Source organism: Microbulbifer harenosus, assembly GCF_005771435.1.
GTDB classification, from domain to species: domain Bacteria; phylum Pseudomonadota; class Gammaproteobacteria; order Pseudomonadales; family Cellvibrionaceae; genus Microbulbifer; species Microbulbifer harenosus.
This window is the reverse complement of sequence record NZ_VANI01000004.1, coordinates 310,980-325,279: the sequence shown is the minus strand read 5'-3', so window position 1 is coordinate 325,279 and position 14,300 is coordinate 310,980. Positions and strand designations below refer to the sequence as shown.

The following is a 14,300-nucleotide window of genomic DNA, read 5'->3' as shown; positions in this document are numbered from 1 at the left end:
GAAGGCGAGGCGCCGGGGATGGGTTTTCAGGAGCGTCGCAAACAGGATGTTTGCGCCGCAGCGCCCAGGGATGGGTTCACAGCGGTCCTGAAAACCCATCCCCGGTGGCTCGCCGCCACCGCACCAAAAGAATGGCGAAAATGGCAGCGAGCAAAGGTCAGTCTTCCTTGGCGCGACCCAGGTATTCCGCAGAGCGGGTATCCACCTTGATGGAATCACCAATTTCCAGGAACAGCGGCACCTTCACCACCGCACCGGTCACCAGCGTCGCCGGCTTAGTACCACCCTGGGCAGTATCACCGCGCACACCCGGATCAGTCTCCGCAATTTCCAGAATCACATGGTTCGGCGGCGTCACCGCCAGCGGCGCACCGTTGTACAGCGTCACCACACAGATATCCTGCTCCTTCAGCCACTTCGCCGCATCGCCCACCGTATTCACATCCGCCTGGTGCTGCTCGAACGACTCCGGCTCCATGAAATGGTAAAACTCGCCATCGTTGTAGAGATACTCCATCTCCCGGTCCATCACATCCGCCGACTCCAGGCTCTCACCGGAACGGAAAGTGCGCTCCCACACGCGACCAGTCTTCAGATTGCGTAGCTTCACACGGTTGAACGCCTGGCCCTTGCCGGGCTTCACGAACTCATTCTCCACAATGGAGCAGGGGTCGCCGTCCAGCATCACCTTCAGACCGCCTTTGAATTCGTTAGTGGAATAACTAGCCATGGGTTCCTCGAAATATTCAGCATTCTGCCGTCAGATTGATTAAACTTCGCGCGCCCCACACCGGGTCAGACCAGTAAAGATACCCGTCACAAAAGCAGTACCGCCGCCGACCGCGCCAAAAACAGCCGCCTATGATACAGCACGCCCAGCCCCCCAGTGAAATCAGCCGCATCGAAATTGCCCGCCAGCGCAGCGACGACACCCAAACGCGCCGCTGGCAGGACGAAATGGCCGACCTGGTCACCGACCCGCAGGAACTGCTCGAGCTGCTGCAGCTGGCCCCCGCGCAACTGCCGCAACTCAGCGCCGCCGCCGGCCTGTTCCAGCTGCGCGTACCGCGGCCGCTGCTGCGCCGTATCGAGCGCGGCAACCCGCGCGACCCGCTGCTGCTGCAAGTATTACCGAGCGCCGCCGAACTGCAGCCCACCCCAGGTTTCAGCGACGATCCGCTGGAAGAGGCCAATGCCAACCCAGTACCGGGCGTAGTGCACAAATACCGCGGACGCCTGCTGCTGATTGCCGCCGGCCAGTGCGCGGTGAACTGCCGCTACTGCTTCCGCCGCGCCTTTCCCTACAGCGATAACCACCTGAACCACAGCCAATGGCAGCGGGCACTGGACTATATCCGCGAACAGCAGGATCTGCGCGAGGTGATTCTGAGCGGCGGCGACCCGCTGGTGATGAGCGACCGCCAGCTCGGCTGGCTCGCCGGCGAACTGGCACAGATACCGCAACTCGACAAGCTGCGCGTCCACACCCGCCTGCCGATTGTCGCGCCCTCGCGGGTCACCCAGGAGCTGCTCCAGTGGTTCGCGGGCAGCCGCCTGAAACCGGTGCTGGTACTGCACTGCAACCACGCCAACGAGATCGACGGCGAAGTGCGCGCGGCACTGGGCAGACTCAAGGCCGCCGGCGTCACCCTGCTCAACCAGTCGGTACTGCTGAAAGGCGTGAACGACCGCGAAGACACACTCTCGGAACTATCGGAAACCCTGTTCGATGCCGGTGTACTGCCCTACTACCTGCACCAGCTGGACCGGGTACAGGGCGCGGCGCATTTTGAGGTGAGCGACGAGCGCGCGCGCGCGCTGGTGGAAGCCCTGCGTCAGCGCCTGCCCGGTTATCTGGTGCCGAAACTGGTGCGGGAAATCCCCGCAGAAAAGTCAAAAACGCCGGTGTAATCCGAAGGGAAGGGCCAGTCCAAAAGAGTCACCTCCCTCCTCAATTGCGATATTTGAGTGTGCCTGAAGGGCCGCAGCAAACGCATATCACCGCAATAATCCGCTGTGGATTTGGCGAACCGCATCGCAGAGTGCGCCCCCCGCACTTGTGCCCGCGGCCCGCGGCAGACAAACTACCAGGTTCGCGGCTGATGGCAGGAACACCTGGGCCGCTCCGCACGACAGATTTCAAACAGATCCCAGGTACGGCAAGGAAGCGGTATTACATAACCAGACAGCACCGCCGCAACGCAGTACAACAGGAACATAATGAGCAGCGACAACACCATCCGCCTACTTCTGATCAACGACAATCCCGCCGAAGCCCAGCGCCTGGTGAGCATGCTACAGAACGCCGGCCGTCCCAACCGGGCCCAGCACGTGGCCAGTGAGGCGGCCCTGACCAAACTCCTGCAGGAACACACCTGGGACCTGCTGATCGCCACAGAGCAGACCAAACAGCTGGAGGCGGCCAACGCCATCCGCACCATCAGCAAGCTGCAGAAAGACGTCCCTGTCATCCTGCTGAGCGAGCGCGAAGGGGCGCAACCCGCCGTGGAAGGGCTCAAGATCGGCGCCCGCGACGTAGTCACCGTGGATGAAGACCAGCATCTGCTGCTGGTCATTCAGCGCGAACTCATCGCCCTGGAAGAGCGCCGCAAGTCGCGCCTCAACGAGCGCCGCTACGTCGCCACCCTCAAGCGCACCCGCGAGCTGCTCGACAGCTCCAAAGACGCCATCGCCTACGTCTCCGATGGCCTGATCGTCTACGCCAACGACTCCTTCGCCGAGCGCTTCGGCTACAAAGACCGCGACGACATCGAATACCAACCGCTGATCGATATGCTCACCGAAGGTGAGCAGCCGGATGCCCGCGAATTCCTGCGCCAGTGCGCCATCAGCAACAACGAAGTGGAAGCCCAGGAGTGGCAATTCACCGCGCGCACCGTCAACGGCGCGCCGCTGCCCACCCGCGCCGAAGTGCTCTCCACCGTGTACGAAGAAGAGCGCTGCCTGCAGGTGCGCATCGCCGCCAGCAGCGGCAACACCGAGGAGCTGGAAGCCCAGCTGAACGAAGCCAAATTCCGCGATGCCGCCACCGGCTTGTACAACCGCCAGCGCTTCGTACAGCTGCTCGACAACGCCATCCAGTCTGCCGCCGGCTCCCAGCGCACCGGCGGCCTGATGTATATCGAAATCGACCGCTTCGAGGAATCCGTGCAACAGATCGTCGGCGTCGCCGGTGCCGACCACCTGCACATGAAATTCGCCGAACTGCTGCAGGCCGGCGTGCGCCGCGGCGACATCATCGCCCGCTACGGCGAGCAGAGCTACTGCCTGCTGATGCCGGAAACCACCCCGGACAGCGCCGAATCGCGCGCGAAAGAACTGCTGCAGAAAGTCGCCGACACCATCTTCGAAGCCGCCGGCAAAACCCTGCACATCACCGCCTCCACCGGCATCTCCCTGTTGAGCGAAACCTCCGGCAACGCCGACAAGGTGCTGGAACAGGCCACCAAAGCCCACAGCCAGGCCGTCGGCAAAGGCGACGGCAACACCTTCGCCCTGTTCGAACCCGACAGCGACACCCAGGGCGACACCGACACCTACCACCGCGCCCGCGTGGTCCAGGCGCTGGAAGCCGGCAACCTGAAACTGCTGTTCCAGCCGATTCTCAGCCTGCAGGGCAGCGGCGAGAAAATCTACGAAGTACTGGTACGCCTGGTGGACGGCAAGGACGAACTCGCCCCCATCGCCTTTTTGGAAGCCCTCGGCGACGCCGGCCTCTCCACCAAAATGGACCGCTGGGTAATCCTCGCCGCCGTCAAAGCCGCCGCCGCGCAGATCGCCAAAGGTCAGGACGTATCCCTGCTGCTGCACCTCACCGCCGCCTCCCTCAAAGACCCCAGCCTCCCCGCGTGGCTCGGCGTCGCCTTCAAGGCCGCCAAAGTACCTCCCAAAACCGTCACCTTCCAGATGCGCGCCGAAGACATCAACAGCAACCTGCACGCCGCCCGCGACTTCGCCAAACAGATCCAGGACATGGGCTGCCGCGTCGCCGTGTGTCATTTCGGCACTGGCTTGAGTCCATTCAAAGCGCTGGAACACGTCAACGTCGACATCGCCAAAATCGACGCCTCCTTCGTGCGCGAAGTGCAGGACGAAGGCGAGGGCGCAGACGCGCTGGTCAAACTCGTCGGCCAGCTCAAGGAAATCAACACCCAGGTCATCGTCCCCCACGTCGAACAGGCCAGCATGCTGCCCACCCTGTGGCAGACCGGCACCGACTACATCCAGGGCTACTACGTGCAGCCGCCGGGGGATGAGATGGATTTTGATTTCAGTCTGGATTGATCGAACGAAACTGCCCAAATCCGATGCGAAGGGGCAGATACCGGGTGGGCCTTTGTGAAACCTTCCGCGAGAGGGACCTCGCGGAAGAGCCCCCATGGATGGGTTCACGGCGTGTTTCACAAAGGCCCACCCGGTAGCTGCACCGCCACCGTAGTTCATGAGTTTCGCCAGACCACCAGAATCCGGACTACTTTAAACACCAAAGAAATAACCGGATTTCCATCTCGCCCTATCAATTGGGTATTCTGTGCCGCGACGAATTTACCCAATTCCAATTTCCCCATTACAACAATCATGGAGCCCCGAATGCTTCCCCAATTGTTCACCCCAAGCCTCGGCCGCCTGATCGGCGCCGGCCTGCTCGCCTGCAGCCTCACTACCCTCACCGCCTGCAGCAAATCCGAAGACCCCGCGCAGCAGAAGCAGATTGAAAAACCGCCGGCCGCCACCGCCAATCAGCCACAAAAAGACGCCGCCCCCGGGCAGAAAACCGCTGACGCCGAGCCCAAATCCGGCGTCGACTACCACTCCTTCGCCAACACCGACGACTACCGCGTGAAGCACCTCGACCTCGACCTCACCGCCGACTTCGACAACAAAGTGCTCAAGGGCGAAGCCATCCTCGACATCCAGCGCCTCACCCAGAAAAACCCGTCGCTGATCCTCGACACCCGCGACCTCGACATCAAAGCCGTGCGCGCCGGTGTAGGCAACAACCTCAAAGACGTGAAATTCAGCCTCGGCAAAACCGACCCGCACCTCGGCACCCCGCTCAAGATCGAACTGCCCAAAGGCGCCAACCGCGTCGCCATCCAGTACCAGACCTCCCCGGATGCCTCCGGCGTACAGTGGCTGGAACCGCAGCAGACCGCCGGCAAAAAACACCCCTTCCTGTTCACCCAGGCCCAGGCCATCCACGCGCGCAGCTTCATCCCGCTGCAGGATTCCCCCCAGGTGCGCATGACCTACAAGGCCACCATCCGCACCCCGAAAGAACTGCTGGCGGTGATGAGCGCCAACAACGATCCTGAAACGGAAAAAGACGGCGTGTATGAATTCGACATGCCGCAGCCGATCCCGTCCTACCTGATCGCACTCGGCATCGGCAACCTCGAGTTCAAACCCATGGGCGAGCGTACCGGCGTCTACGCCGAGCCGGAACTGCTCGACGCCTCGGCCAAGGAATTCGAAGACACCGAGGACATGCTCGAAGTCACCGAAGAGAACTACGGCCCCTACCGCTGGGATCGCTACGACCTGCTGATCCTGCCCCCAAGCTTCCCCTTCGGCGGCATGGAAAACCCGCGCCTGTCGTTCATCACCCCCACCGTAATCGCCGGCGACAAAAGCCTGGTGGCCCTGATCGCCCACGAACTGGCCCACTCCTGGTCCGGCAACCTGGTCACCAACGCCAGCTGGCGCGACCTGTGGCTGAACGAGGGCTTCACCACCTATCTCACCAACCGCATCATGCAGTTCGTATATGGCGACGAGCGCTACAACATGGAGATGGCGCTGGGCTACGACGACCTGCAGGCGGACCTGAACGATCGCCCGGACAAGGACGAGATCATGGCCATCGACATGCGCGGCCGCGATCCGGATGAAGTCTTCTCGAATATTCCCTACGAGAAGGGTTCGCTGTTCCTGTACGAACTGGAGCAGAAAGTCGGCCGCGAGAATTTCGATAAATTCCTGATGGACTACTTCAACAACTTCGCCTTCCAGAGCATCACCACGGAAGACTTCCTCAAGTACCTGGATGAAACCCTGCTGAAGCAGTACCCGGATAAACTCAGCCGCGAGCGCATCAACCAGTGGGTATTTGAGCCGGGCATTCCCGAGGGCGCCCCGCACCCGCAGTCGGATGCGTTCAGCAAAATCGACCCCGTGCGCCAGCAGTGGCTGGACGGCAAGATCAAGGCGAGCGACATCGATACCAAAGGCTGGACCTTCCACCAGTGGAAATACTTCCTCGACGGCATGCCGGAAAAACTGACTGAAGAACAGCTGAAGGAACTGGACAGCACCTTCAAACTCACCCAGTCGAAAAACAATGAAGTGGCGTTCAGCTGGCTGATGATCGCAGTGCGTAACAACTACGCGCCTGCCAATGCGCGCCTGGAAGAATTCCTGGTGGGCATCGGCCGCAACAAGTTCGTGCGTCCGCTGTACCGCGCCATGATGGAAAATGGCATGGAAGACGAAGCCAAGCGCATTTTCGAGAAAGCCAAACCGGGCTATCACCCGCTGACGGTGAAGGTAAACAGTAAAGTAATTTACGGGGATTGATTCAACCCAGCGCTGCGAAGCTATCCACCTCAAAGCAAAACGCAGCCTGCAGCTGGTATCGGGAACGGACACCAGCTGCAGGCGCCACACGCCAATCACTATGCCAATTTCCAACTAATCAGCCGCGAGCACTCAGAAAGGATTGGCGGCCATTTCCTCATGCGGCTATCCAATGCCGCGTATTTCTCTTAATCTCTTGCGCCGACCGCAACTATTTACCCCCACTGGTCGTCTAACTGGCATCAATCCGGAAGACACAGCAACTCGCACACAGGGAACCCCATGCGCAAGCTCATCGCAACGGCACTGGTAATATTCATGGCAATGGCCGCCATGGCCTGTGATCGGCAGGTCTGCTACGGGGACAGCGAGCGGGGGCGCAAGCCGACTATTCCCTTCGCCAGCATCGGCAGCGATATCACGCCACTACTCGCACTTGCCCACCCTTACTGAAGTTATTCCTGAAGTTATTCGGCAGACTCGCCTAGCAGCGCGCTGATCTGACGGTCGTTCAGACCAAACAGGTACAGTGCCGCATCCAGACCAAAGCCATCGATCGCCTGTGGCGCTTCAGCGCGCACCTTGGGCTTGGCGTGGAACGCAATACCCAGCGCCCCCAACGCCAGCATCGGCAGATCGTTGGCACCGTCTCCCACTGCGATCACCTGATCCAGTGACAGATCCAGCTCCGAAGCAATTTCCTGCAACAGCAGCGCCTTGCGTGCGCCGTCCACAATCGGGTCGATCACACCGCCGGTAAGCGCGCCGCCGTTGAATTCCAGCTGATTGGCGTGCACGAAATCCACCGCGAGGTGGTTGTCCCGCAGATAGTGGGCGAAATAGGTGAAACCGCCGGAGAGTATGGCGGTTTTACAGCCCAGCGCACGCAGGGCCAGAAGCAGACGCTGGGCACCGGGCATCAGCGGGATGCGCGGGGCAATTTCAGCGAGGCTGGCCTCGGTGAAGCCTTTCAGGAGACTCATGCGCTTGCGGAAACTCTGCTGGAAATCCAGCTCGCCGCGCATGGCAGACAGGGTAATCTCCGCCACCTGGTCGCCAACGCCGGCGATTTTGGCGAGCTCATCGATAACCTCCGCCTGAATCAGGGTGGAATCCATATCGAAGCAGGCGAGTTTCGGCGCGCGTTGGGTGTGGCCCGCCTGCAGTACCAGTTCCAGCCCCAACTCCTGGCCCAACTCCAGCAGCGCCAGACGCGCGTCGCTGAACACGAGGTCGCCGTCGAGCTGTAAACGCACCACACAGCAGCCGTCGCGCGCGGCGAGAATATCCGTGGCAACCGGCTGCCAGCGGCACTCGCGCAGGAATTCCGCCAGTTTTTCCAGCTGCGCGCCTTCAATCTCCATCGCCAGCAGCGTCAGGCACCATGGGGCGGTCACGTCCGTCGGAGCGCCACCCTCAACCGGCAGGGAAAAATTCTGCTGACACAGACTGGCCAGTGAGGAAAAGAGGTCGGAGTGAGCGGTTGCTTCCATGGCGGACTCTTGCTGGATTCTCGGTAGGCGGGCCGGCGATAGCCGGCGACTTGGCCGCGTATTATAGCCCGGCGCCTTTTTTCGCTGAAGAAGCCGGTTAAGAATGCGTTAAAATCCGTTCCCTGAACTGCCCGCGGTCGATAACAAGATGAAAAAGCTCCTCGCCAGCCTGTCTGAACTGTCCACCAGCCTGCCCCAGTGGCTCAGGGGTCTGAGTCGCAACCAACAGCGCCAGCTGCTGGCCGCCGCCATCTGGCTGACGCTGGCTGGCTTCGCTTTAGCCACCCTCGGTCACGCCTGGGGCCAGCAGAAAGCCGCCACGACTCAACGCGACCGCGCCAGCGCCGCCGCCATGGCCAAGCTGCTGGCGAGCCAGAGCCTGGAGCAGATCGTCGCCGGCGACCGGATCAGCCTGCAGCTGCTGGCCCAGCAGGCCCTCGCACTGCCCGCGGTGCGCGGAGTAACCATCCAGGATGTGGACTCAAGCCCGCTGGCTCAGGCCGGCGAACGGGACCGCGGTGAGGTGATTACCGAGCCGGTGGTGCTGCATGACAGCCTGGCCGGCAGTGTGGCGCTCAACATTCAGCCCGGCGCCAGCGCAGGTTACCCCTGGGCCAGCCTGCTACTGTGCCTGATCTTCGCCCTGCCGTTCAGCGCCGCGTGCGCACTGGTGGTCACCCAGCTGCAGTCGGCGCAGCCGAAGCGCAAACCACTGCTGGTGCCCAAGGCCCAGCCCAAACCGCCACCGGAAGTGACCGCCGGCCTGTACCTGCGCCCGCTGAACTGGGCTCAGCTCGGCAACCAGCTGTCGCGCAGCGCACTGGACAATCTGCAGGCCGAGCTGGAACAGCGCCTGCAACTTCTCACCCGTATCTACGATGCCCGCCCGCTCCCCAGCGCCGGTCCCGCCGTGGGACTCGGCTTCGCCGGCGACGACGCCGCCTTCCGCGCAATCTGTGCGGGTCTGCTGCTGCGCGGCCTGCAACAATCCAGCCGCGCCACCGGACTGCAACTGGCACTGGCGGTACTGCCGACAAAACCGGACGAATTCGACCTCAACGGCGAGCAACTGCTGAGCCAGCCCCGCGGCCTGACTCTGCACCCGCAGTTAATTGCCGACGAGTCGCTGGAAAATCGCATCCAATGCCACACCACCAGCTGGGGCGCGGAGGTCACGGGACTCAATCCGAAATTGCAGCAGTTGCTGGACAACCAGTTACATCAGTTGATTTCAGCCTAACCCAGTCGCTTTTTATTTCATTTTAGTTGTTGATATTCAGCGAAAATCTTCGTGATCGCCGTTTCGCGACGCTTAAATAACTTCCACTTGGGTTTCGGTTTGTTGCCCGCCGTTTCCGGCGAGTGATCGGATCGAAAATTTAAGAAAGTTGAAAAGGCGCACCCGCCACTCGGCGTGGAGGTTTTCATGACGCGTTCACTCGCAGGATTAGCAGGTACTCTGGGGGCTGCGATACTGTTGACGCTATCCGCTTGCACCAGCATGGACGACATGACTGGCACCACAACGGCCATCAATCCGGACAAACGCCCGGGCTATTACAGCATTCAGGGCCGTTATTACCACTGCCACGAAAATGGTCGCTGCCACAATGTGCGGCACCCCACCTACTACATACACGGTAGCGATTACCGTATGGATGTACGCTCATCACGCGTCAACCCGCCACGCTGAACCGCTCTTTTCAATGCAATTCAAACACCGGTGTAACGGCGAGCGCCGTACTGCATCGGCTTTCTGTCCGCGGAGGTCTCGCATGAACAGACTCGTCAAAAAAGGCCTGTTGGCCGCAACCGTGTTTGGCTCGCTCACTCTGGGAGCCTGTGTGTCCGATGGCTACTACAGCTCCGGCAGCGTGGGATACTCCACCTATCCCTACTCGCGCCCCTACGTCTATCCCGCAGGCAATGTCTCCTTCTATTACACATCGCCGCGCTACTACCGCTATGGTTACTACCCGCGCTATTACCGCGGCGGTTACTATCGCTATCACGGCCGCCACTACTATAACCGTCCCGGGTACTACAACCGTCCGGGGTACCACTACAACCGCCCTGGACGGCACTACAATCGCCCCGGCTATAATCGCCCGGCGAGACCGAGCTACCACGGCCGCTCCCATGGCACCGTGCATCGTCGCCGCTGATTCCTGCAAACTGACCTCGGTGTGAGGCCCACTTCATACCTTGGTCATACAGACCCGCAGCTCCCGCCACTGCTAGGATTTCTGCAAAGAATGAATAAGCATGCGGGAGTTTGCCGTGCAGCCCAGTCAGCCACACACCGTTCTCATTACCGGTTCCACCAGCGGAATAGGTCTCGCCATAGCCCACTGCTTTGCCCGCGCCGGTCACCAGGTGATGCTGCATGGACTCGCCGATGCGGCTGCCGAACAGGCACTGCTGGCTGAATTCTCGGAATACTCCGGCCGCACCGGCTTCAGTAGCGCCGACATTTCCAGCGAAGCCGGCTGCGCCCAGTTGGTGTCGGATACCCGCGAGGCCATTGGCAATCCCTCGGTGCTCATCAACAACGCCGGCATCCAGTTCACCGCGCCGGCCCACGAATTTCCCGCAGAAAAGTGGCACCAGATCCTCGCCATAAACCTAAGCGCCGGTTTTTTTCTCGCCCGCGACCTGCTCCCCGCCATGCGCAACGCCGGTTGGGGGCGCATCATCAATATCGCTTCCGTACACGGTCTGGTGGCCTCGGAACACAAGGCTGCCTACTGTGCAGCCAAGCACGGACTGGTAGGGCTCACCAAAGTGCTGGCGCTGGAAAATGCGGACCGCAATATCACCGCTAATGCCATTTGCCCTGGCTGGGTGGAGACACCACTGATCCAACCCCAGATCGAGGCCATTGCGCGCGAGCAGCAGGTGGATATAGAAGCCGCGCGCGCGGAACTGGTCGGCGCGAAGCAGCCGATGGCGAAGGCGACAAGTCCCGATGCCATCGGTGAACTGGCGCTGTATCTGTGTGGCAACTTCGCCAGCACCATTACCGGTGCGGCTCTGCCGGTGGACGGTGGATGGAGCGCGCAGTAGTATCTTTTGCACCCGCTCCTTTCCTTCTTCAGGGTGCTGCCGTGAATTATCAATTGTTGATTGCTGACGATCACCCGCTGTATCGCGATGCGTTGGCGACGACGCTTTCCAGTCATTTTCCGAATTCGGACCTGTTGCAGAGTGAGGATCTGGATTCGACCCTGCAGCGCCTTTCCCAGAATGAAATCGACCTGTTGCTGCTGGATCTGAATATGCCGGGCAGTGAGGGTTTCAGTGGACTGGCGCGGATTCGCAATGATTTTCCGGCGGTGCCGGTGGTGGTGGTGTCCGGTAGTGACAAGCATGCGGTGATCCAGCAGGCGGCGGGGCTTGGGGCGAGTGGTTTTCTTTCCAAGACGGCGCGGCCGGATGAAATCCTGCAGTGTATTGAGTGTGTGCTTGCGGGGGATCAGTGGTTCAGTGAGGAGGCGTTGCAGGCGGAGACGGAATCGCAGCTGGCCGAAAAACTGAGTCAGCTTACCCCGCAGCAGTTGAAAATTTTCCAGATGATTGCGCAGGGGATGTTGAACAAGCAGATTGCGTTTGATCTCGATATCACCGAGCCCACGGTGAAAAGCCACGTTACGGCGATTTTGCGCAAGCTTGAGCTGCGGGATCGCAAGCAGTTGATTCGTGAGGCTCAGGTGCTGATTCAGCTTTGATTCTTGGTTTGCACTTCGTAGCGTTTCGAGCTTTGCTTGGAACCCGGTGGCGGCAAAGCACCGGGTATCTGTTTTCAAAACCGGGCTAGGCACCCCCCTTCAATACATCCCTGTACGCTGCGTCGGCACTTAGCCTTCAATTCAAATTTTTGTACTCCGTTAGCTCGATATTTTTCTACCCGCTTACGGAGTAAATCGCTTTCAATTAAGGCAGGATACCGGGTGCGGGTTTTCAGGAGCGTCGCAAACAGGATGTTTGCGCCGCAGCGCCCAGGGATGGGTTTACAGCGGTCCTGAAAACCCGCACCCGGTAGCCTGCCGCCACAGAAATATAAACAGAGCTCCGAAAAACCACAAAGCTAAACGCCCCGCAAATACTCAGCAACGTGGCGATAAACCCGCCCACACGCTTCCGGCACCAGATTCTCGATATTCAGAAATGCATGAATCATGTCTGCAAAGTGCAGGTGCTCGGCATTGGCGCCACCTTCTCGCACCTTGCGTACATATTCCACACCCTCATCCCGCAGCGGACAAAACTCCGCAGTAACCACCAGCGCAGCCGGCATGTTCCGCGTAAACTCGCCGTGCAGCGGTGACGCCTGGTATGGATTTTCCGCGTGCTGAAAATAATTCTGGAAGTACCAGAGAATTTTCTCTTTTTCCAGCAGATAACCCCGCCCGTTTTCCTCAATAGACGGCGTCTGCATGGTGTAGTCCAGGCTCGGGTAAATCAGTACCTGGGCGTCGATATTGTGCGGCTGGTGTTGCAGCAGTCGGGAGGCGGACGCGCAGAGTGCGCCGCCGCCGGAATCGCCCATCAGAATCCAGCGGCCGTTGTGGGCAATACCCTTGCGGTCGAGCGCCGTACCCAGATGGCGCACCACACTAATCAGGTCGTTGAGCGCTGCGGGATAGGGGTTTTCCGGGGCCAGGCGGTATTCCACGGAAATGACCGGGCGCTGGCAGGCCGCAGCCACGCGGCGGCATATGGGATCGTAGACGGAAACACTGCCGGCCATATGGCCGCCGCCGTGGCAGTAAATGATCGCGGCACCCTCGATAGCATCTACAGGCTGATAAACCCGCACCGGCACCGCATACTCCCCACCGGTAACCAGCGTATCCGCCACCGCCATGTCGGGGCCGGGCTCGACGAACGTGCGCGTGAGGTTGGCGAGGCTTTCGCGCGCGTTGACTGGTGTAGCTTCAAAACCTGCGGCTTTCAGTTGTGCAATCTGGGCGTTGACCGCCGCCAACCACTCCTCAAGCTTCGGCTCAAGCTGCCGCATTGTCGACCTCCAGATTCTCCACGGTGGCTTTTTTACCGCTCTCTGGCAGCAGGAAAGAAAACACGAACAGCGAAGCGGAACAGGCCACGGCAAAATAGGCCGCACTCGCCGGTTCACCGGTGATATCCGCGAGTACACCGGCACCGTACATCAGCGCAGTTTCCACTCCGTAGGAAATGGACCAGAACATCGCAAAGGTGACGGTGATTTTTGCCGGGGTCATGCCGGGAAGATCCTGCGGCAAAGTCACCAGCGCGGTCATCGGCAGGAACATGCAGAAGCCCGCGAGCGCGGCGGCGCTGTAGGCGACGATGGGATCGCGACTGGTGACCATAAGTGCGGCAAACACCACCAGCGCCAGGCCACCGAAGCGCAGCACCGGCAGGCGCAGCGCGTAGCGCTTGGTGACGATAATACCGGCCACGGTGCCCACCATGCCGGCGGCGATCATCACCGCGGAGAGGTGGTGGCTCGCCACCGCAAAACCGTCGATGAGCGGGAACAGCGCAAACACCGCGATGTAGCAAAACAATACGCCGCAGTAGGCCAGCGGCAGCCACCAGTTTAAGCTCTCTTTTACGCCCTGCTTAAAACCGTAGCTTTCCTGCGGCGCGCCACTGCCGCCAGACAGCGGGAAGTTTTCCGCGGTGAGCCACCACAGCACCCCCAGTGCCAGTACCATCACCCCGTAAAGTACGACGACCGACTGCCAGCTGCCGAGCCAGGCAAGCAGGGAGGAGGTGGTGAGCAGCGCGAGCAGGTTGCCGGTATTGAAGGCAGCGGCGTTGATGCCGTTGATTAGCGGGCGCTCGTCGGCTGCAAAGTAGTGCAGTACCACCGGTGCGAAATATACGATGGCCAGTGCACCGCCGAGGCCGAGCGCCAGGCGCGACAGCAGCCAGCCGCCATAGCTGTCGGCGAGCGCGCCGAAACCGCCAGCGGCAATCAACACAATGGCAATAGCAAAGGCGCGCTTGGCGCCGAGGCGCATCAGCAGCGCGGCGGCGGCGAGATTGCCGACGATCTTGGCAATGGTGATGACATTACTGCCCCAGGTGGCATTGGCGAAGCCCTCTTCTCCGAAGGACGCCTGGATCGCCGGGGTGAGGATGGCCCCGGACACCCAGCTCGCGGCGAACAGCGCATAAGCGCTGAACATCAGGATTTCGAGCAGGATTTTTTTCATTGTT

At 60.7% G+C, this 14,300-nt stretch carries 13 protein-coding genes; 9 read left to right on the top strand and 4 right to left on the bottom strand.

Features of this window, described 5'->3' with window-relative positions; all coding sequences use genetic code 11:
• Positions 1–157: 157 nt before the first annotated feature.
• A complete protein-coding gene (efp, locus tag FDY93_RS03650) occupies positions 158–730 on the bottom strand; it encodes an elongation factor P (protein ID WP_138234383.1) in 573 nt (190 codons plus the stop codon).
• 131 nt (positions 731–861) lie between these two features.
• On the opposite strand from efp, the gene epmB reads away from it, so the two are divergent.
• The 4 genes from epmB (at position 862) to FDY93_RS19405 (ending at position 7,050) form a co-directional block, all read left to right on the top strand.
• Entirely contained in the window at positions 862–1,911 is a 1,050-nt protein-coding gene (epmB, locus tag FDY93_RS03645; RefSeq protein WP_138234382.1) for an EF-P beta-lysylation protein EpmB, read from the top strand.
• Between the two features lie 309 nt (positions 1,912–2,220).
• On the top strand, positions 2,221–4,305 hold the full coding sequence (locus FDY93_RS03640) for an EAL domain-containing response regulator (RefSeq protein ID WP_138234381.1): 2,085 nt from the start codon (positions 2,221–2,223) through the stop codon (positions 4,303–4,305).
• A 306-nt stretch (positions 4,306–4,611) separates the two neighbouring features.
• Positions 4,612–6,597 (top strand): M1 family metallopeptidase, encoded by a 1,986-nt coding sequence (locus FDY93_RS03635; protein ID WP_220446085.1) that lies wholly within the window; start codon positions 4,612–4,614, stop codon positions 6,595–6,597.
• A gap of 282 nt (positions 6,598–6,879) precedes the next feature.
• Positions 6,880–7,050: a hypothetical protein gene (locus FDY93_RS19405; RefSeq protein ID WP_171018878.1), complete on the top strand. Its 171-nt coding sequence runs from the start codon at positions 6,880–6,882 to the stop codon at positions 7,048–7,050.
• A 14-nt stretch (positions 7,051–7,064) separates the two neighbouring features.
• On the opposite strand, the gene serB is transcribed toward FDY93_RS19405, so the two are convergent.
• Positions 7,065–8,090, bottom strand: coding sequence for a phosphoserine phosphatase SerB (gene serB / locus FDY93_RS03630; protein WP_138234380.1), 1,026 nt, complete (start codon positions 8,088–8,090; stop codon positions 7,065–7,067).
• Between the two features lie 148 nt (positions 8,091–8,238).
• Here serB and FDY93_RS03625 point away from each other — a divergent pair, with 148 nt between their 5' ends.
• The 5 genes from FDY93_RS03625 (at position 8,239) to FDY93_RS03605 (ending at position 11,818) form a co-directional block, all read left to right on the top strand.
• On the top strand, positions 8,239–9,330 hold the full coding sequence (locus FDY93_RS03625; RefSeq protein WP_138234379.1) for a hypothetical protein: 1,092 nt from the start codon (positions 8,239–8,241) through the stop codon (positions 9,328–9,330).
• 186 nt (positions 9,331–9,516) lie between these two features.
• Positions 9,517–9,783: a hypothetical protein gene (locus FDY93_RS03620; protein WP_138234378.1), complete on the top strand. Its 267-nt coding sequence runs from the start codon at positions 9,517–9,519 to the stop codon at positions 9,781–9,783.
• A gap of 82 nt (positions 9,784–9,865) precedes the next feature.
• Entirely contained in the window at positions 9,866–10,255 is a 390-nt protein-coding gene (locus tag FDY93_RS03615; protein WP_138234377.1) for a hypothetical protein, read from the top strand.
• 115 nt (positions 10,256–10,370) lie between these two features.
• Positions 10,371–11,156: a 3-hydroxybutyrate dehydrogenase gene (locus FDY93_RS03610; RefSeq protein ID WP_240914031.1), complete on the top strand. Its 786-nt coding sequence runs from the start codon at positions 10,371–10,373 to the stop codon at positions 11,154–11,156.
• A 41-nt stretch (positions 11,157–11,197) separates the two neighbouring features.
• On the top strand, positions 11,198–11,818 hold the full coding sequence (locus FDY93_RS03605; protein WP_220446084.1) for a response regulator transcription factor: 621 nt from the start codon (positions 11,198–11,200) through the stop codon (positions 11,816–11,818).
• A gap of 359 nt (positions 11,819–12,177) precedes the next feature.
• Here FDY93_RS03605 and FDY93_RS03600 read toward each other — a convergent pair whose 3' ends face one another.
• Together FDY93_RS03600 and FDY93_RS03595 are read right to left on the bottom strand one after the other, a co-directional pair.
• A complete protein-coding gene (locus tag FDY93_RS03600) occupies positions 12,178–13,110 on the bottom strand; it encodes an alpha/beta hydrolase (protein WP_138234374.1) in 933 nt (310 codons plus the stop codon).
• Entirely contained in the window at positions 13,097–14,296 is a 1,200-nt protein-coding gene (locus FDY93_RS03595; protein WP_138234373.1) for an MFS transporter, read from the bottom strand. Before FDY93_RS03595 ends, FDY93_RS03600 begins: the two co-directional genes overlap by 14 nt.
• Positions 14,297–14,300: the final 4 nt, after the last annotated feature.